This is a genomic window from Pirellulales bacterium, from assembly GCA_035656635.1.
GTDB lineage: Bacteria > Planctomycetota > Planctomycetia > Pirellulales > JADZDJ01 > DATJYL01.
In genome coordinates this window covers 1-18,966 of the sequence record DASRSD010000120.1, presented here as the reverse complement: position 1 = coordinate 18,966, position 18,966 = coordinate 1, and the positions used below count along the sequence as shown (strand labels likewise).

Sequence of the window (18,966 nt, the reverse complement as noted above, 5' to 3'; positions counted from 1 at the left end):
CTCGTGGTCTGGTGGTAGCGCGCCGTTGCGCCGCTATTGACGACTGCCCCGTGGCGCTGCCGGTCGTGGCCGACCGGGCTAACCATTCCCAATTTTGCATTCCCCATTCCCCATTCCCCATTCCAATTTTGCATTCTGATCATGCTCAATAAATTCAGTTCCCGAGTGACGCAACCCAAAAGCCAAGGGGCCTCGCAGGCCATGCTGTATGGCACCGGCTTAATCGAAGCCGACATGAGCAAGCCGCAAGTCGGCATCGTCAGCATGTGGTACGAGGGAAACACCTGCAACATGCACTTGGACACGCTGGCCATGCGGGCGAAGCAAGGCGTGGCGGCCGCCGGCATGGTGGGCATGCGGTTTAACACCATCGGCGTGAGCGACGGCATTTCGATGGGCACGGAAGGCATGTGCTACTCGCTGCAATCGCGCGATTTAATTGCCGATTCCATCGAAACGGTAATGCACGCCCAATGGTACGACGCCAATATCAGCATTCCCGGCTGCGACAAAAACATGCCCGGCTGCTTGATGGCCATGGCGCGAGTGAACCGGCCGGCGCTGATGATTTACGGCGGCACCATTAAACCAGGACACATGCCGCAGGCTGGGGAAGGGCACGCCGCAGGGGAGGCGCTCGATATTGTTTCAGCATTCCAATGCTACGGCGAATATGTGGCCGGCCGAATCGATGAAGCCACGCGCAAAGCCATTGTGCAACAAGCTTGTCCGGGCGCCGGCGCCTGCGGCGGCATGTACACGGCCAACACCATGGCCTCGGCGATTGAAGCCCTGGGCATGTCGCTGCCGTACAGCGCTTCCACTCCGGCAGAAGACGCCGGCAAGCTGGACGAGTGCATTCGGGCCGGCGCCGCCATTCGCAATCTTTTGGAGCGCGACATCAAGCCCCGCGACATTATGACCCGCCGCGCTTTTGAAAATGCCATGGTCATCGTCATGGCCTTGGGGGGCTCGACCAATGCCGTGCTGCATCTCATTGCCATGGCTCGGGCGGCGGAAGTGGAATTGACCCTCGACGATTTTCAGCGCGCCAGCAGCCGCGTGCCGTATCTGGCCGATTTGAAGCCGAGCGGCCGCTTTGTGCAGGAAGATTTGCACAACGCCGGGGGCACGCCCGGCGTGATGAAGTATTTGCTGGACGAAGGCTTGCTCGATGGCGATTGCCTGACCGTGACGGGAAAAACGCTGGGCGAAAATCTGGCGGAGCTGCCGGAATTGAAGGCGGGTCAGCAGGTCGTGCAAACGCTGGAGAAGCCGATCAAGAAGACCGGCCACATTCAAATTTTGCGCGGCAATTTGGCGACCGAGGGCGCGGTGGCCAAAATCACCGGCAAGGAAGGGCAACGGTTCGAGGGGCCGGCCAAGGTGTTTGATTCGGAAGAAGATATGCTCGCGGCGCTGGAGGAAAAAGAGATTTCCAAAGGGGACGTGGTGGTGATTCGCTACGAAGGACCCAAAGGCGGGCCGGGAATGCCGGAAATGCTGACGCCGACTTCGGCCATCGTGGGAGCAGGCCTGGGCAAAGACGTGGCGCTGCTAACCGATGGGCGATTTTCCGGCGGCTCCCACGGCTTTATCGTCGGGCACATTACGCCGGAAGCACAAGAAGGGGGTACGATTGCGCTGGTGAAGGACGGAGACAAAATCATTATTGATGCCGCGGCAAATAAAATCGAAGTGCAACTTTCGCCCGACGAGCTCTCCCGCCGCCGCGCCGCCTGGAAAGCCCCGCCTTACAAAGCCACCCGGGGCACGCTGTACAAATATATTAAGAATGTGAAAAACGCCTCGCTCGGCTGCGTGACGGATGAGTAAACATTCGCGTACAAAGGCGGGATAAATGATGGCAATCGTGAATGCGCGCAATTGAAACAAGATCGTATATAATACAATCAGTTTTGAGCCCGATTCGCGAAGTTCAAAGGTGATTCATGAGCCTGGCAAACGACACCTCTGCGGTTTTTGAAGCTGCTTTGGCTCTTCCGCTAGAAAAGCGAGAAGAGTTAGCGAAGGAATTAATCATCAGCATCGATCGCGATGTGCCAAAGCATCCTGATTACGATCGGCTGTGGGCGGAGGAAATTCAACTCCGTGGGGAGGCGTTAGCAAGCGGCGAGGATCCCGGGATCGACAATGAAGAAGCAATGCGTCGCATTCAGGCGGCCGTGGAGCGAGGACGTAAATCGTGAAATTACGATGGTCGTCGGTCGCCTTGCAAGAAGTGGAGAAAACCATCGAGTATTACGATCAAGTGAGGCCAGGCCTTGGCGGCGAATTCGCCGCAGTTCTTCAAGATTCTCTTTCAAAAATCAAAGCCCGGCCGGACGGTTTCTCCTTTGTAGAGACGTTGCCGACGAGCCTTAGTTATCGGCGGTTGCGTTTGCCACAATTTCCATATTTAGTCGTATTTAGACCTTCGCTAAAATTGATTGAGATTGTTGCTGTTGTGCATACAAGCCGGCGGCCAAACTATTGGCTGCGGCGGGGCGAAGAATCGCGCTGAAAAATGACTGCCGATCTGCGTCGTCATCGGCGATTGCCAATGATGGTGATGTTCCCTAGGGCGCGGAATTTGCTCGTGGTACGGTGGTTCATTCCCATATTGGAGGGACGCAGCCATGTCGCAAAAACTTGAGCAGAATCGGGAAACGAAGCCGCACTTTCAGCCCGCACAGTCGGAGCCAGCTTATACCGAAGGGGGAAAGTTTGGACGCCAGGAAGGACAGCCCGGATCCAAAGGGCCGGTGGTCCAACCCACGCCCAAGCAGGCGATTCAGCATCCGCACAATAAACAGCAGGCCACAGGCGGCGGCCCGGAAGAACATCCGAAGTCGGCTAAGCCGTAATTTTGCCGGTCTGGCTGTCATTTGGGATGCCAGCACGGGCAAAAAAACCGGCATTGCTGTGAGTTGCGGGGGTCGCTATTCTTTTCGGCCTCGAATTCTCGAGGAGGGCGCTTTCGCGCATGTTGTCCGCAAAGCAGCGTCAACTACCGGCTCTTTCTAGGTTTAAGACGATCGAACTGGCGCTGGAAAACTGTTGTATTTCAAAATCGTGCTTCTAAAATAGAGATGGGTAGTCGTGGTTGCTCGCCGAGGGGAGCCACGAGCCAAGGAAGGTAAACCATGAAAGCCACGTTGGTTGGGGCGGTTGCAGGCGCGTTGGCAGTGGTGTTGGGTTGGTGGATGTTCGGCCGTGAAACGCCAGTGTTCGCCGAGCATCCGTCGGTTTATGACACCTCGACGCAGTTGATTGCCGTGCCGATTCAGGTCGATAACGTGCGGCAACAAATTGCGGTCATCGATCCCGTGAAACGGGCTATGTGTGTGTATCATATTGATTTGCCTACCGGCACCATCACGCTAAAGAGCGCCAGAAACATTTCGGGAGACTTACAAATCGACGATTTCAACGGGGTGAACCCGCTACCCCGTGATATTCGGGCCCAGTTAGATCATCGATAAACCGTCGTGGGGGGAAACGCAGCTATGGCACGCAAACTAATTGATCAAGAAGAAGCCGCCCGCATGTTGGGCATAACCGCGGAGCAAGTTTCCGTGCTGCGCGATCGGAAAAAGCTGTTTCCCTACCGCGACGGCGATCAATGGAAATTCAAGCAGGAAGATATTGAGCGCTACCGTGAAGAAATGAAAGAGGAGCAGGCGCCCACCGGCGATGAAGATGCTCCGGTGTGGGATAGCGGCGGCGGCGAAGATTTGGAAAACATCGATTTGCAAGTGAACGACGAAATCGATTCCATTTTGCTCAGCGAGGTGGAGTTGGGGAAATCGAGCACCGAAGGGGCCAGCACGATTATCGGCAAGCCGGGCGAAGCGAGCGAAGACATGGATTTATCGCCGGCCGCCGACGCCAAAGAAGACGCCGACGTTTTAATTCCGCTGGACGACGATGCCGATTTGCTAGCCTCCGGCGGCAGCATGGTGCGAAAAACGGAAAGCGGCCTGAAGCTGCCCGGCAGTTCCCCCGGCGATTCCAAGAACGTGCTGACGGGAAACTCGGCGCTATTGAAAAGCGGCTCCACGCAATCGCACGATGCCGGTTCCTCCGGTCTGGATTTGGTGGGCGACTCCGCCTTGGCGAAATTCGGCGATGTGAAATTGGTTCCCAGCGACGAGAAAAAAAGCAGCGGTAGCAGCGATAAGCTATTTGGCTCCGACGCCCTGCAACTTTCCGACGACGAATTGCAGCTGATGGAAGTGGGCCCGCCGGCGGATGCCGCGCCCAAGCCGGCCGAGGGCTCGAAAAAAGGGTCCGGCTCGTCCATCAAATTGGGCGATGAAGAGCTGGAAGTGGTGATGGGAAGCAGCAAGTCGGGGAGCGATTTAACGCAAAGCCCCAGCGACAGCGGCATTCAACTCATCAGCGCCTCGGACAGCGGTTTGTCGCTGGAAGAACCGCTGTCTTTAGGCAGCTCGGCCCGGCGATTGCTCGACATGCCGGAAGAGGAAACCGGCGTCACGCAGGAAATTGTCTCGGAAGAGCCCGCCGAGCTGAAAACCGACGAAGACTTTTTGCTGACGGCGATGGACGAAACCGGAAGCGAGGAATCGTCCGACAGCGGATCGCAAGTAATTGCCCTCGATACCGACGACGAAATGAGCTCCGGCTTGTTTGCCGTGAGCGGCGGCGAAGCCGGATTGTTGGAAGAAGAGCCGGTCATGGGCGGCGGCGGCGCGGTTGTCGCGGCATCGCCGCTGATGGGCAGCTCGTCGGCATTTGCCGCCTCGTCGGCTTTGATGGCCGGCGCCGTCCCAGCGGCGCCTGCCGAAGCGCCGTATTCGGGCTCCAACATTGCACTGTTGTCAATTTGCACGGTGCTGCTGATGTTCTGCGGCATGATGACGTTCGATTTAATGCGAAACATGTGGAGTTGGGATGGCCCCTATCCGGTGAACAGCTCGATCATGGATTCGATCGGCAAAACGGTGGGCTGGCTCGATAAATAAGCGGCAGCAATTCGCGGCTAATCACTAGCTGCAGTTCGAAAGGAGTCGAACGATGGGAATTCTTCAACCTTGTGCCCGATGCCTGGTGGCAATGGCGGGCCTGTGCGTGCTTTCTATGGGCTGTGCATTTGCCCCGCGCGGCGAGTTGACGGCCGCCCAAACGCAAAATCGAATGCTGGCCGAGCAAAGCCAGGCCCAGCAAGCGGAAATCGAAAATCTGCAAACGCACAACCACAAGCTGGAAGATAAGTTGATTCAATCCGAGGAGCAGCTGGCGGCGCTGGATCAGCAATCGCAGGCTGACCGCAAGCGCTTGGCGGCCTTGCAAACTGAAGTTTCCGATGGCAACGGCAATCGCCTGCCGCCGGGCTTGAGCACGCAGTTGGCGAATTTATCGCGCCGCTACCCCAGCTTGCAGTACGATACCGCCACGGGCGCCGCCAAGCTCGATTCCGACGTGCTGTTCGATCCTGGCGAAGCGGCGCTCAAAGATGACGCTCAGCAAATGCTGGGCGAATTTGCCCACATTCTGCGCTCGCCCGAAGCGCGCGATTTGAAGTTGATGGTCGTGGGGCACACCGACGCGCTAAAAATTGCCCGTCACGAAGTGCGCGAGAAATATGCTGACAATTTTCACCTGAGCGCGGCCCGAGCCTTGGCGGTGGCCGATTATTTGAAGCAGGCCGGCGTGCCGGCGCAGCGGATTGGCGTTTCGGGATTTGGCGATCACGAGCCAATTGCCTCCAACGCCACGGCGGAAGATCGCCGCCGCAATCGCCGTGTGGAAATTTTCGTGCTGCCGCCGGAAGCGCCCATTGTCGGTTGGACCGAAACCACAACATCGCTGTATTAAGCGGCCGAAAAATACTCATTTGCGCCGGCGGCAGGGCTGCGGCAACCTCTTTGGCCCCTTACTTTTGCGCCACCGCTGCTTTATAATCGCAGTATCAGAAATCGATTTTATTTGGCGGACATTGCTGCGACCCCGAAGCGCTCGTAAACCTGCCTGGCGCTTCATTCGCTCCGGCGGTCACTTGGTCGCCTACCCGCGAGATGCCCATGGATTGCGCCCCTGCTTGTTCACGCTGCCGTTGCCTCCTGTCGATTGCCGCATTGATGGCAGCGCTAATGTTGGGCGGATGCCAAAAGGGGTCGGAAATTGCACATTACCGCGTGCCCAAAGAGCTGGAAGCAAGCCTTCCCAGTGCCGAGGCGGAAGCGGGCGCCGCTGGCCCAGCCGATGCTGCTCAGGCCGACACCGCGCCGACCGATCGTATGTTGGCGGCCATTGTGCCGCATGCAGATTCCGCCTGGACCTTCAAACTTGCCGGACCCCTGGAAGCCGTCGATCAGCACGCGGCAGAATTTGAAAAGCTTGTGCAGTCGGTCACGTTTAGCGACCAGCCTGGTGGCCAGCCGCAGTGGAAACTTCCCGCAGGCTGGAAGCAGCAGGCGGGCAATTCCGAAATGCGCTTCGCTACGATCACCATGCCCGGCGAGAACCCGGCGCTGGAAGTAACGGTGGGCAAGGTCCCCTGGCCGGCGGCGGAAAACGACCAGCGGCTGCTCATGAACTTGAATCGCTGGCGCGGCCAAATGCAATTGAAGCCGGTGGATGCCGCCGCATTGGCCGAGAACAGCCGGAAGCTTAAACTCGCCGACGGTTCGGCAACGTTAATTGACCTGAAAGGAAAATTCAAAGCCGGCGGAATGACGCCCCCGCTTGCCGGCGCGGCCGCAGGCGCGCTGCCGCCGGGCCATCCCCCCATGACCGCTACGCTACCTTCCGGGCATCCGCCCATCGATAATTCCGCGGCGGAATCCTCGGCAGCGAAAGCCCCGTCGGCAAAATCCAGTGGGTCGAGCGAAAGTTCATCGAGCGCAGCCGAATTGCCGCTCACTTTCGCTGCGCCCAAGAACTGGCACACGGCGACGCTGCCCCCGTTTGCCGTGGCAGCTTTTGCATTGAGCAAGAATTCGCAGCGGCCGGAAGTCACGATTACGCCGTTAGCCACCCGACCGAACGGAATTCTCGACAACATTGGCCGCTGGCGGGGCCAGTTGGGTTTGCCCGAGGCCTCGAAGGACGAACTGACAGCCGTCGCCAAACCGTATAAAGTAAATGGAATGCCGGCCACGTGGGTGCGGTTATTGGGCCCGGAGGGAGCCAACCCACAACGAGAAATTATGGCGGCAGTGGTTTCCCGCGACGGCACCGATTGGATATTCGCGATGAAAGCGGAGGCGGCGGTGGCCGACAATGAACAGGCGAATTTTGAAAAATTCGTCGCCTCCGTGAAATTCACAGCCCCGGAACCGTGACGCGGAAAAGAAAGCTCTAATTGTCTCTAAAAAACTTGGGAAACTGAACCATGGCAACGGGCGCATTACATGGCGGCACATCGCAATGGAATGTCGCCAATCGCGCGCCGGCTGACTCGACGTTGGCAGCCGCCGTTCGGACGGCCCTCAAGCCGGTGGCTTCGCTCAAGTTGACCGTGGTGTTATTTCTGCTGGCGATTTTTTTAATCTTCGCCGGCACGCTGACCCAGGCCCGGCATGACGTGCTGTGGGTGCAAGACCATTACTTTTTCACTCCGCTGGCCTGGATCGAATTCAAAACATTTTTTCCGCCGGCGTGGTTTTCCGATTCGCCCTGGTTGTTGAATTTACCGGGAAGTTTTCCGTTTCCGGGCGGGTTCACGATTGGCGGCCTGATGGCTGTGAATTTGTTGGCGGCCCATGGATTGCGCTTCAAAGTGCAAACGCGCGGCCTGCGATTATGGAGTGGGCTGGGGGTCATTGCCTTGGGCTGCCTGGTGGTGTGGCTGGTGGTGGACGCCGGGCCCGGAAAAGATGGCTCGCAAGCTAGTGCGCCGACCGATTGGATTACGTTGTGGAAGGTCTTTTTGGGCGCGCTGGCCTGTGCTTGCGTGGGCGTTGCGGTGGCGGTATTTCAAATCGATTCCCGCCGCAAGCTGGAGCGCGGCGTGCTAAGCGGCGTGGGCGTGGCTCTGTTGATTCTGTTGGGGTTTTTGCTGTTCCATGTCGATGCGCAAGATTTGAATCCTTCGGCCATGCGCATTTTGTGGCAATTGTTGGAGGGAGAATTTGCCGCCGCCGTGCTGCTGGTCGGCTGCATTTTAGCGTTTCGCAAACGGGCGGGCATTGTGCTGTTGCACGCCGGCATTGGCCTGATCATGGTCAATCAACTGGTCGTGTATTGCCTGCACAAAGAGGAGCAGCTGCGCATGGCCGAAGGGCAAACGGTCAATTACGCCAGCGACATCCGCACGGTGGAGCTGGCTGTGATCGATAAAAAATCGAGCGCCACGGAAGACGACGTGACGGTGATTCCGGAAAAAATGTTGCGCGATAGTCTGGATGGCAAGAAACCTATTTCCGATCGGCAACTTCCGTTCGACGTGCAACAGCTAGATTACTTCGAAAATTCCGCGCTGCGCAAAGCCGGGCCGGAAGAAAAAACAGTGGCCGACGCGGGAATTGGCAAAATCGCTATGATCGAACGTTTACGGCCTGTGACGGGGGCTAGCGCGGGCGAAGGAGTCAATTTGCCCGCGGCGTACGTGCAGCTGACGGAAAAAGGCACCGGCAAATCGCTGGGCACGTATTTGGTGAGCACGGGCTATGTGGACAGACTGGGAAATTCCGTCGAACAAAAAGCGCAAGTCGCGGATAAAGAGTACGAAATTGCCCTGCGCTTTCAGCGCGAATACAAGCCCTACACCATGCACTTGCACGAAGTGCGCGGAGACATGTATTTGGGCACGAAAATTCCGCGAAATTACTCGTCCGATCTGCAGTTGGTCGATCCGACGCGCGGCGTCGATCGCCGGGCCGACGTGCGCATGAACGAACCGCTGCGGTACGGCGGCGAAACGTTTTACCAAGCCGGCTTTGACGATGGGCAGGAGTCGGGCACCGGCGTGAAAGCCACTACGCTGCAAGTGGTCAGCAACTTCGGCTGGATGATTCCGTACCTGGCGTGCATGATTGTCGCCACCGGCTTGCTCGCGCATTTTTGCCTGACGCTGGTGCGGTTCTTGCGCCGCCGGGAAGAAGGGCCAACGGCGGCACAACGGGCGGCAGTCAGCCAGGCGACGGCCCGGCCCGGCATTGTGCTGCCCAGCGTCGTGGCGGCATTGGCGATTGGATTGTTGGCGTATTTGGCCATCGTCCCCAGCGCAGGGCCGAAAGAGTTCGATTTCTACAACTTCGGCAAGCTGCCGGTCATGTCCGGCGGCCGCGTGCAGCCGCTGGATTCTCTGGCGCGAAATCTGTTGCGCGTGTTCTGCTTGCGCGAGGCCTATTTGGATCAATCGGGCGTGCAACTGAAGCCCGCGAAAGAGGGTCAGGAGGGGTTGGAAATCGCCTCCGTCATTCCGGGCAGTGCCGCCGATCTGGCCGGAATTAAACCTGGCGATCGCCTGCTGTCGCTCGATCGTGTGTCGAAAGGCGATTTCAATTTTAAAACCGCTTGGGAGCGGTTGGAAGACAACGGTAATGCCACCGTGAAGGCCATGGTGGCTCGCGGCGATCAGCCGGCGCGGGGGATTGTTATCAAGCGGGAATTTCAACCGGCCGTCAAATGGCTGTTGGAAGTGGCGGCGCGTCCGGACGTGGCGGATCGGCTGCACGTGTTCAAGGTGGAAAACCTGGATTTGCTCAACCTGCTTGGCTTGCGGCGGCGCGAGTACTACCGTTACTCGTGGGACGAAATTTACCAACCGAAGCTGTTGGAGAAAGAGTTCCAGGAGCTTCGCGACAGCAAATCGGACAATTATTCGGTGTTCCAAAAGAAACTGTCCGAGTTGCAAAGCCGGATGACCTTGTATTTGGTGTTGCGTGGCTCGTTCATGAACCATCCGCTGCCGCCATTTCCGACCGATGAAGAGTCCAAGGCCGATCCCGACGGAACCGATAAGATCAAAGCCGAAATCAAAGAGCGGCTCATCGACCTGGCTCAAACCTTGCAAGCGATGATGGATCCGCAGGCGGAATCTCATCCGCCGCTGGCCGTGCCTACGCCGCAATCACGAGAAATGCCCTCGGCCGACCAGCCCACCCAGGCGGCGCCCGCCAGTTGGGAGCCCTACACGCTCGCCTGGCTGCAAAATTATTTCGCGGAGCTGCGCCAGCAACCGCCGAATCCGGCCGCCACGTCGCTGGCTCATATTTTCGATGCGTACGCCCAGCAAGATGCCGGCGCATTCAACCGGGCAGTGGTGGATTATTCCATGTCGCTGTCCGAGAATCCGCCGCGGCAAATGGAGAAAGCCGTGCCCGCCTTCGAGGCCTGGTTCAACCATTGGAGTCCGTTCTTCGATTGCCAATGGCTGTACTTTGCGGCGTTTTGCTTGGTGGCGTTTTCCTGGCTGGGCAAAACCCGCACCCTGAATCGCACGGCGTTTTGGCTGATCGCGGTCACCTTCCTGGTGCACACGTTTGCGCTGGTGGCGCGGATGTACATTTCGGGCCGCCCGCCAGTGATTAACTTGTACTCCACGGCCATTTTCATCGGCTGGGCTGCCGTGCTGGCCGGATTGATTTTGGAATCGGTATACCATCTGAGCTTTGGAAATGCCGTAGCTTCGATCGCCGGATTTGTCACACTGCTGTTGGCCGATCGACTTACGCTGCTGTTGGAACCCTCCAGCGGCGGCGACACCATCAGCGTGATGCAAGCGGTGCTCGATACGCAATTCTGGTTGGCGACGCACGTGACGATGGTCAATTTAGGTTATTCCGCCACCTACGTCGCCGGACTGCTGGGCCTAATTTATGTAGTTCGCGGCTTGTTTACGACCTCGCTCACCGCTAGCGACGGGAAAGATTTGGCCCGCATGATTTATGGCACCGTTTGTTTTGCGATTTTCTTTAGCTTCGTCGGCACGGTGCTGGGCGGATTGTGGGCCGACGATTCCTGGGGCCGGTTCTGGGGTTGGGACCCCAAGGAAAACGGCGCGCTTATCATCGTGCTGTGGAATGCCTTGGTGCTGCACGCTCGGTGGGATGGCTTGGTAAAGGACCGTGGGCTGGCCCTGTTGGCCATTGGCGGCAACATCGTCGTCAGTTGGTCGTACTTCGGCGTGAATCAATTGGGCGTTGGTTTACACTCGTACGGATTTACCGAAGGCGTGCTGCTGGCCTTGGCCCTGGTTTGCGTCAGCCAACTGGCAATGATTGCTCTCGGGCTTACGCCGCTGCGGTTTTGGCGAAGCAATCACCAGCCGCCGGCAGCGCCAGCCTAGCGAGAAAAACCAAATCTCAATGACCAATGATGATGAATGACCAATGACCAAGCACCAATGACCAATTTCCAGATTGCTTGTTGGTCATTGGGATTTGGTCATTGGTCATTTCTCAGTGCAGGTCTTTCACGCCGCGCAACCGGGCCTGGGGCGCGGCATTGGGATCGCCGGGAATGACGTCGGGAACTGGCAACCAGGGGAGCAGCCAATCGGTTTGGCGCGTGGCGGGCACTTGTAAGCGGCTGTCTGGCACCAGCATTTTCACTAGGGCCACCACGGGAATTGCTCCCCGATTCGTTTCGGTCAAAAGGGCTTGCTCGCCGCTGCGCAATAATACGCCGGGCTGTTTTTCACACTTGCCGTGCAGCATGAGGCCAAGAGCGGTAAGGTTGAATTCGGTGGAAAGCTCTTCATATGCAATGACATTTCCCGCCGTGGCGCTATTGGCGTTTTCCAAACCCCGCCGCTGCAAGCCCAGGCAATTTGCGGCCGCGCTAAGTAGCGAAGGGCTAATGCTGCCCGGTCCGGCGTGCAGGCTGCCGGCAGCTTCTTCCAACCGGCCGGCATGCAATACTGCGTGGCCAATGGTGAGATCAGCGGTGCCGCCCAGTTGATGTGGAAACTGTTCGCTGACCAGCGAGTGCAAATCGATATTTTCCAAGTGGCCGGTCAGTTCCGCCTGCCAGCCATCGGGCGTTTCCAGGACATCGACGGTGCCGCGGAAGGTGGCGCGCGGTCCGCAACGATTCTCGCGTTGCAGCAGCGCGGCCAGCATGGGGGCGGGAAGCAGTGTATTCTGGGCGCACAGGGTTACATGAGTCGCCATTGAGCCCGATTTGCCGGTTCGTTCCCATTGCAGCACTGGAGATACCGCGTTGGCAAAATCGCCCGATGCCTGCTGCCAGACTTGGATGCAATTGCCACTGGCGCTCGTGGCGAACTGAATGCTGCAGTGCGGGAAAGTTTGGGCGCCTTCCGGCCAGCGCAAGGTGAGTTCCCCGGCTGAAAGCCGCAGCGTAAAAGGGGGTGCATCGGTTTCGCGGTGCAACCAGCGGTCGATCAACGTGCCCCAATGCGCGACTGCCGCGACATTCATTTCCGGTTGGGAAGCGATGATGGTTTTTCCCAGGCTGGTGGTTTGAATTTCCACCTGGCGCATGCTCGCCACCGTTTCTCCCGATTCCGGGTCGGTCAGTTGCAGGTCGGTAATTCGCGTGCAGCCAGGCCGAGGAAAAGAAACTTGGGCCAGTTGTACTTTCAGCCCTAGTGCCGCTTGCAATTCGGCGCGAACCGCCGAGACCGCCGCTGGGCTGTTCATGTAAATGCACCAGCCAACTACCATCGAGGCGGGGAGCGCGCCGAAGAGCAAAAACAGCGCGCGGCAAATCCAGCGACGAGTGTGATCGTGCAAGCGAAGCATCCATGCCTCCGGTGTACAGCAGGCGGTGTGCAGTATGCAGTATGCGGCAAACCTACCCCCTACTGCATCCTGCCTACCGCTTACCGTTCTCGCGCCAGTTTCAAAAACAAATCGTAACGAGCCTTCATTTCCATGACGCTGTCGCCGCCGAATTTATCGACCAGGGCGGCTGCCACTTCGAATGCAACCACGTTTTCGACGATGACGCTGGCCGCTGCCACCGCGCACACGTCGCTGCGCTCGTAAGCCGCGGCTTCCGGCTGGTGTGTTTTCAAATTGACAGATTCCAGCGGTTTACGCAGCGTGCTAATGGGTTTTTTCGCCGCCCGCACAATCAGCGGCTGACCGTTGGTCATGCCGGCTTCCAAGCCGCCGGCATTATTGGTGGGCCGCACAAAGCCCAGGCTGGGTGTGCTTCGTTTGGATTCGTCGAATTGAATGGGATCGTGCACCAGCGAGCCGCGCCGCCGGGCAGCTTCAAACCCTAAGCCAATTTCCACGCCCTTGATGGCTTGGATCGACATCACGGCCTGAGCCAGCCGGCCGTCGAGCTTGCGATCCCACTGCGTGTGGCTGCCTAAGCCAAAGGGCAGGCCTTCCACGCGGGCTTCGAGAATGCCGCCCAGCGTATCACCATCTTTGCCGGCGGCATCAATCATCTGCTTGAATTGGACGTCTTGTTGTGGGTTCAGCGAGTAGATTTCGCTTTGATCGCGCAGTTTTTTGTGTTGTTCGATGTCTCCGGGCAGGGGCTCGATTTTCGCTCCTCCCAGTTCCACCACGTAGCCTAAGACGTCGATGCCGAATTGGCTGAGGAGTTGTTTGGCCAGTGCGCCGGCAGCCACGCGCACCGTGGTTTCGCGGGCGCTGGCGCGCTCCAACACGCTGCGGATGGAACCCAGGTATTTGATGGCCCCCGTCAGATCGGCATGGCCGGGGCGGGGGCGATCTAAATCTTCCAACCGTTCAAGCTTGTAATCCTTGTTGACAACTTGCAGCGCGATGGGGCTTCCGAGCGAAACATTTTGCCAAATGCCGGTGAGTATTTCGACGGTGTCGGTTTCAATGCGTTGCCGCCCGCCGCGGCCGTAACCTCCCTGGCGACGGCGAAGCTCGACATCGATGGGCGCGGTATCGATGGTTAGCCCCGCCGGAAAACCGTCGATCAAAGCCACGATGGCCTTGCCATGCGATTCGCCAGCGGTGAGGTAACGCAACATGATGCTGTAAAAGGGATTGAGAGCGGAGCGAGGTTGCCCAATGCGCGCGGCAATAGCGCCGATGCTCTCAATTGTACTTGGATGCAGAATTCGAAGGTAGGCAAGTTTCCGAGAGTTTCGCTTACGCCCAAGCGAATTTCTGGCCGGTTAGTTGCTCGTACGCTTGAATGTATTTTTCGCGGGTGCGGGCCACAACATCTTCTGGCAGTGCCGGCGGCGGGCTATTTTTGTCCCACGCAGTGGTTTCCAGCCAATCGCGAACAAACTGCTTGTCGAACGAAGCCTGCCCTTGGCCAGGACGGTATTGATCGGCGGGCCAAAAGCGGGAACTATCGGGCGTGAGCACTTCGTCGATGAGAATTAACTGGCCATCGACACGGCCCCATTCGAATTTGGTGTCGGCGATGATGATGCCACGCTGGCGCGCCAATTCTGCGCCGCGGTGGTAAATGGCCGAGCTGCGGCGGCGAAGTTCGTCGGCGGTTTGCTGCCCAATGAGTTCGACCATTTTCTCAAACGAAATATTGATGTCGTGGCCGGTTTGCTCCTTGGTGGCGGGCGTGAAGATGGGTTCGGGCAATGGATCGCTTTCTTTCAGGCCGCTCGGCAAGCGAATGCCGCAGACGGAGCTGTTTTTTTGATATTCTTTCCAGCCCGAGCCGGAAAGATATCCGCGGACAACGCACTCGATGGGCACCACATCGGTTTTGCGAACGAGCATGCTGCGGCCGGCCAGCGGTTCCGGGTCAATCCCCGGGGGCAATCCAAAATCGGCAACATTCATCGACAGCAGGTGATGCGTTTCGTTCAGTTGACCAAACCAGAAAGCGCTGATTTGCGTGAGGACGCGCCCCTTGTCGGGAATGCCGGTGGGGAGGACCCAATCGAACGCGCTGATGCGATCGGTACTGACCAGCAGCAGGCGATTCCCCAAATCGTAGCAGTCGCGCACTTTTCCACGGCGGACCAGCCATTGAGGAATGTTCGTTTCCAACAGCGGTGCAGAAATAGTAGTCGGCATGGGTTTTTACGAGTTAAGATTTTATCAAAATAAATGGGCGAGAAATGCAAGGCTATTCGACGATCCAACTGCACCGCGCCGAATATACCAAGCTCAGCGGCAGACTGGTAGGACTGGGGCGCCAATCGCAATCGGTGGTTGATGTCGCGGCATTGCGGATGTTACATTGGAGAATCTTTCCCAGCTGACATTGGCGGAATCTAATCCTCACCGTGGATCAACTTGGGAAAATCCTGCTCGATATTCAATCGCTCTGATCTTTCTTACTTGCGACACATGCCATGGGCCAGCTACGCTTCCTGGTGCCGCAGCCCAATCGTGTGTCGCAGCAAGCTACTCAAACGGCCCATATTTGCGGGCGAGATCGCTTGCCGTTTGTCAGCCGAGTTACCGCCACGGACCATGGCGAGCTGGTTGTGGAGCGCGACGAAGACGAATCAGGCACGTTTAACATTCTATGGTCGATTGCGGGCCGAGGCATCTTACTGCTGTCGACGGCCACGCTGGTCGAACGGGCCAAGCCGTATTTGTTGCCACTGGAATTGGCGCGGGGGACATTGAACCGATTGCGCAATTTGTTGGCCGAATGCCGTTCGTCGGGCGTGGAAGAGCCCGAGGCGGTAGGGAGCTTGCTCACCGATTCGCTGAATTTGTTTACGGAGGCGGTTGCGAAACAAAATTCTCCCGCGAGTGCCGCCGAGTTGGCCGAAAAATCGATTGTTACGGCGCTGGCGGGAATTGAAGGCATGACCTCGAGCATGGCCGAGCAAATTCGCAAAGCTCGCCAGCAGCAAGCGCAGCGCATTTTGCCGTTATTTGCCGGTCGCTTGGGGGACGCGGTTCCCGATGCGGAAGTGGGCACAGCGTTTCTGGCGGCGTTTAATACGGCTGCGGTGCCGTTGTCTTGGGGGCGTGTGGAAGCGGACGAGGGACGCCAAGATTGGACCACGGCCGATGCCCAGGTGCGCTGGGCCCATGCTCACAACTTGCGCGTGTGCGGCGGCCCACTATTGGAATTGCGGCGCCGATCGTTGCCCGATTGGCTGTATTTGTGGGAAGGCGATTTTGACAATTTGTTGATGGTCGCCGGCGATTATATCCGCGCCGTGGTGACGCGCTACCGGGGCAAAGTTCATTTTTGGAATGCGGCGGGACGATTGATCACCGGCGAAGCGCTGGGCCTGGACGAAGAGCAAAAACTGCGGCTGGCCTTGCGGGCCGTCGAAGTCATTCGCTCGTTAGATACGCAAACGCCGATCATTGTTTCGCTCGATCAACCCTGGGGCGATTCAATGGCGCGGCGCGAAACCGAAATCAGCCCGCTGCAATTTGCCGATGCCTTTGCGCGCTCGGACCTGGGCGTGTCGGGAATCGGCTTGGAAGTCAACTTAGGCGCCACGCCGCAGGCCACGTTGCCGCGCGATCTATTGGAGTTCAGTGTCCAGCTTGACATTTGGAGCTCGTTGGGGTTGCCGCTATTGGTATCGATTGCGGCGCCCAGCGGCGGTAGCCCGTTTACGTTGCGCTGGCAACAAGAGTGGCTGGAAAAGTATTTGCCGGTATTGCTGGCGCGTTCTAGCGTGCAAGCGGTGATTTGGAACCAGCTACTCGATGCGGAAGCGGAAGATTTTCCACACACCGGCTTGGTAACCGAGCGACATCAAGTGAAACCCGCGTTTGCTACGCTGGCAGCGCTGCGGCATCAATTCTCCGCGTAATTGTTTTGATGCCTGCGGCCCGTGTTGCCTGCCGGCAGTTTTAGCACCCCCGCGCTGCTAGCAATCATTTAGGAGCCAAACTCGCGGAGCAATTCTGGCTGGACATTGAACGGCAATTTCGATACCTTTTCCCCCCTCATCTGATTCGGTTTCCCGAACACTTTGCGCAAGTTCTTGCACTGGCTCCGGAGTTAACGGATGGCTACGGGTACTTTACCCCATGCTGGCATCAGCTCATCGTCGTCGCGCTGGGCGGAATTAATTCTGCCCGTGAGCATTATTGCCAGCGTGTTGGTCATTATCGTGCCGATTCCTCCGGCGCTGATGGACATTTTGCTAGCAACGAACATCACGCTCTCGGTCATCATTGTGCTGACGACCATTTACGTGCGTACGCCGCTGGAATTTAGCGTGTTTCCCAGCTTACTGTTGGCCACAACGCTGGCCCGGTTGGTGTTGAACGTGGCGACGACGCGGCTCATTCTTACGAAAGCGCCGCTGGATGGCCCGTTGGCGGCCGGTCACGTGGTGCGAGCATTTGGCGAGTTCGTAGCGGGCAATCAGTTGGTGGTGGGGATCATCATTTTCGTGATCATCATCATCATCCAATTTGTGGTGATTACGAAGGGGGCCACGCGCATCAGCGAAGTGGCGGCGCGCTTTGCATTGGACGGCATGCCGGGGCGGCAAATGGCCATCGATGCCGATTTGAACGCCGGCAGCATCGACGAAACGGAAGCGCAACGCCGTCGCAAAGAAATAACGCAGCAAGCAGATTTTTTCGGCGCTATGGATGGCGCCAGTAAATTTGTCCGCGGCGATGCCATTGCGGCAATTTTAATCACCCTGATTAACATCATGGGCGGGTTAGTGATCGGCATGGTGCAAGGGGGCATGGATTTTAGCCAGGCGGCCGATATTTTCACCAAACTCACGATCGGCGATGGCTTGGTAAGCCAGGTGCCGGCGTTTTTGATTTCGTTGGCGGCGGGTTTATTAGTTACGCGTTCCAGCAGCGATACGAATTTGCCCAGCGAATTCTTGCGGCAATTGTTTTCCCGCCCGCAAGCGCTCGCCGTCGCCGGAGGATTTTTGGGAATACTGATTTTCACCAATTTGCCGACGATTCCGCTGGCATTGATCGGCGGCAGTTGCATCGGCATGGCCGTGATGTTGTCACGCCAAAAACAACAGGCCGCCGCCACCGAAGCCATCAAAGTGAAGAACGAGGCGAAGAAGAAGCCGGACGAGCGGATCGAAGATTATCTCACCACCGATCCCATGGAAATCGAAATTGGCGTCGGGCTGATTCGCCTGGCCGATCCCAAACGCGGCGGCGATTTGCTAGACCGCATTCAGCGCGTCCGCCAAAGCGTGGCCGCCGATATGGGCATTATCATGCCTAAAGTTCGCATTCGCGATAACATGCGGCTGGGACAAACGCAGTATCGCATCAAAATTAGCGATGTTTCGGTGGCCGAAGGGACGTTGGAGCCCGCGATGCTGTTGGCCATTGATTCTCCTGCCACCACCGGGAAAGTGCGGGGAATTGAAACACGGGAGCCGGCTTTCAACACGTCCGCAACGTGGATTGAACCGGGAGTGCGCGATCAGGCCGAATTGTACGGATACACCGTTGTGGAACCGGCCGGCGTGCTGGCCACGCACTTGACCGAAATTGTGCGCAAGCATGCGGACGAAATTCTCAACCGCGATGCCACCAAGCATTTGATTGACGAGTTGAAACGGACCTCGCCCGCCACAGTGGAAGAGTTGATTCCCAGCCACATGAAGTTGGCCGAAGTCCAGCGGATTTTGCAAATGCTGTTGCGCGAGCAAGTGCCCATCCGCCAGCTCAGCTTAATTTTGGAAACCTTGGGTGATTACGCGCCGCGCACCAAAGATCCCGTGCTGCTCACCGAATACGTGCGACATCGGCTGGCCCGAGTCATTTGCACTCGGTACCGCGATGCGGACGAAAAATTGCACGTTGTGACGGTCGATCCGGCCTTGGAAGATCGCATCAAGGCAGGCTTGGAACAAAGCGAGCGCGGCCTGTTTGTGCGAATGTCGCCGCAGGCCGTGGAAATCACGTGCAAATTATTGGGCGATGCGGTGGAGAAGCTGGCCCGGGAAAATCATCCGCCGGTCGTGTTGGTCAGTCCGCAAATTCGGGCTGGGTTGAAGCAGTTGACGACGGCTCATCTGCCGCGGCTGGTGGTACTCAGCTACAACGAAATTACGCGGGATACGCAGATTGAATCGGTGGGGCTGGTGATTGATTCGAAGTAAGAAGGAAAAGCAGAAGGCAGAAGGCAGAAGGCAGA

The 18,966-nt window shown here is 57.8% G+C and carries 14 protein-coding genes; 11 read left to right on the top strand and 3 right to left on the bottom strand.

The annotated features are described in order from the left end of the window. The first annotated feature begins 141 nt into the window (after positions 1-141). From ilvD to ccsA, 9 genes are all read left to right on the top strand, one after another. Positions 142-1,836 (top strand): dihydroxy-acid dehydratase, encoded by a 1,695-nt coding sequence (gene ilvD, locus VFE46_11085; protein HZZ28536.1) that lies wholly within the window; start codon positions 142-144, stop codon positions 1,834-1,836. Between the two features lie 116 nt (positions 1,837-1,952). Then, complete coding sequence (locus VFE46_11080) at positions 1,953-2,210, top strand: addiction module protein (protein HZZ28535.1); 258 nt, start codon at positions 1,953-1,955, stop codon at positions 2,208-2,210. Then, positions 2,207-2,524 (top strand): type II toxin-antitoxin system RelE/ParE family toxin, encoded by a 318-nt coding sequence (locus tag VFE46_11075; GenBank protein ID HZZ28534.1) that lies wholly within the window; start codon positions 2,207-2,209, stop codon positions 2,522-2,524. The genes VFE46_11080 and VFE46_11075 overlap by 4 nt, the downstream gene beginning before the upstream one ends. 115 nt (positions 2,525-2,639) lie before the next feature. Then, a complete protein-coding gene (locus tag VFE46_11070; GenBank protein ID HZZ28533.1) occupies positions 2,640-2,867 on the top strand; it encodes a hypothetical protein in 228 nt (75 codons plus the stop codon). A gap of 279 nt (positions 2,868-3,146) precedes the next feature. Then, positions 3,147-3,485 carry a hypothetical protein gene (locus VFE46_11065; GenBank protein HZZ28532.1) on the top strand — a complete coding sequence of 113 codons (339 nt, stop codon included), beginning with the start codon at positions 3,147-3,149 and terminating at the stop codon, positions 3,483-3,485. A gap of 24 nt (positions 3,486-3,509) precedes the next feature. Next, positions 3,510-4,988 carry a helix-turn-helix domain-containing protein gene (locus VFE46_11060; GenBank protein HZZ28531.1) on the top strand — a complete coding sequence of 493 codons (1,479 nt, stop codon included), beginning with the start codon at positions 3,510-3,512 and terminating at the stop codon, positions 4,986-4,988. A 52-nt stretch (positions 4,989-5,040) separates the two neighbouring features. Beyond that, positions 5,041-5,841, top strand: a complete 801-nt coding sequence (locus VFE46_11055) for an OmpA family protein (GenBank protein ID HZZ28530.1) — start codon at positions 5,041-5,043, stop codon at positions 5,839-5,841. A 263-nt stretch (positions 5,842-6,104) separates the two neighbouring features. After that, positions 6,105-7,310, top strand: a complete 1,206-nt coding sequence (locus VFE46_11050) for a hypothetical protein (protein ID HZZ28529.1) — start codon at positions 6,105-6,107, stop codon at positions 7,308-7,310. Between the two features lie 50 nt (positions 7,311-7,360). Continuing rightward, positions 7,361-11,260, top strand: a complete 3,900-nt coding sequence (ccsA, locus tag VFE46_11045; protein ID HZZ28528.1) for a cytochrome c biogenesis protein CcsA — start codon at positions 7,361-7,363, stop codon at positions 11,258-11,260. A gap of 112 nt (positions 11,261-11,372) precedes the next feature. Here the strand turns inward: ccsA and VFE46_11040 are convergent, their stop codons facing one another. From VFE46_11040 to VFE46_11030, 3 genes are all read right to left on the bottom strand, one after another. Continuing rightward, complete coding sequence (locus tag VFE46_11040; GenBank protein HZZ28527.1) at positions 11,373-12,680, bottom strand: hypothetical protein; 1,308 nt, start codon at positions 12,678-12,680, stop codon at positions 11,373-11,375. An 80-nt stretch (positions 12,681-12,760) separates the two neighbouring features. Beyond that, positions 12,761-13,900 carry a chorismate synthase gene (gene aroC / locus VFE46_11035; protein HZZ28526.1) on the bottom strand — a complete coding sequence of 380 codons (1,140 nt, stop codon included), beginning with the start codon at positions 13,898-13,900 and terminating at the stop codon, positions 12,761-12,763. A 121-nt stretch (positions 13,901-14,021) separates the two neighbouring features. Continuing rightward, positions 14,022-14,921 carry a phosphoribosylaminoimidazolesuccinocarboxamide synthase gene (locus tag VFE46_11030; protein HZZ28525.1) on the bottom strand — a complete coding sequence of 300 codons (900 nt, stop codon included), beginning with the start codon at positions 14,919-14,921 and terminating at the stop codon, positions 14,022-14,024. Positions 14,922-15,202: 281 nt separating this feature from the next. Between VFE46_11030 and VFE46_11025 the strand changes: the two genes are divergently transcribed. Both VFE46_11025 and flhA read left to right on the top strand, forming a co-directional pair. Beyond that, positions 15,203-16,639: an endo-1,4-beta-xylanase gene (locus VFE46_11025; protein ID HZZ28524.1), complete on the top strand. Its 1,437-nt coding sequence runs from the start codon at positions 15,203-15,205 to the stop codon at positions 16,637-16,639. Between the two features lie 198 nt (positions 16,640-16,837). Then, positions 16,838-18,931: a flagellar biosynthesis protein FlhA gene (gene flhA, locus VFE46_11020; protein HZZ28523.1), complete on the top strand. Its 2,094-nt coding sequence runs from the start codon at positions 16,838-16,840 to the stop codon at positions 18,929-18,931. Positions 18,932-18,966: the final 35 nt, after the last annotated feature.

Excerpts from the sequence above, each read along its gene's own strand:
- aroC (HZZ28526.1), bottom strand. The coding sequence starts at position 13,900 with ATGTTGCGTTACCTCACCGCTGGCGAATCGCATGGCAAGGCCATCGTG.
- VFE46_11030 (HZZ28525.1), bottom strand. The coding sequence starts at position 14,921 with ATGCCGACTACTATTTCTGCACCGCTGTTGGAAACGAACATTCCTCAA.
- ccsA (HZZ28528.1), top strand. The coding sequence starts at position 7,361 with ATGGCAACGGGCGCATTACATGGCGGCACATCGCAATGGAATGTCGCC.
- VFE46_11060 (HZZ28531.1), top strand. The coding sequence starts at position 3,510 with ATGGCACGCAAACTAATTGATCAAGAAGAAGCCGCCCGCATGTTGGGC.
- VFE46_11025 (HZZ28524.1), top strand. The coding sequence starts at position 15,203 with ATGGGCCAGCTACGCTTCCTGGTGCCGCAGCCCAATCGTGTGTCGCAG.
- VFE46_11055 (HZZ28530.1), top strand. The coding sequence starts at position 5,041 with ATGGGAATTCTTCAACCTTGTGCCCGATGCCTGGTGGCAATGGCGGGC.
- VFE46_11050 (HZZ28529.1), top strand. The coding sequence starts at position 6,105 with ATGGCAGCGCTAATGTTGGGCGGATGCCAAAAGGGGTCGGAAATTGCA.
- VFE46_11065 (HZZ28532.1), top strand. The coding sequence starts at position 3,147 with ATGAAAGCCACGTTGGTTGGGGCGGTTGCAGGCGCGTTGGCAGTGGTG.
- VFE46_11040 (HZZ28527.1), bottom strand. The coding sequence starts at position 12,680 with ATGCTTCGCTTGCACGATCACACTCGTCGCTGGATTTGCCGCGCGCTG.
- ilvD (HZZ28536.1), top strand. The coding sequence starts at position 142 with ATGCTCAATAAATTCAGTTCCCGAGTGACGCAACCCAAAAGCCAAGGG.
- flhA (HZZ28523.1), top strand. The coding sequence starts at position 16,838 with ATGGCTACGGGTACTTTACCCCATGCTGGCATCAGCTCATCGTCGTCG.
- VFE46_11080 (HZZ28535.1), top strand. The coding sequence starts at position 1,953 with ATGAGCCTGGCAAACGACACCTCTGCGGTTTTTGAAGCTGCTTTGGCT.
- VFE46_11070 (HZZ28533.1), top strand. The coding sequence starts at position 2,640 with ATGTCGCAAAAACTTGAGCAGAATCGGGAAACGAAGCCGCACTTTCAG.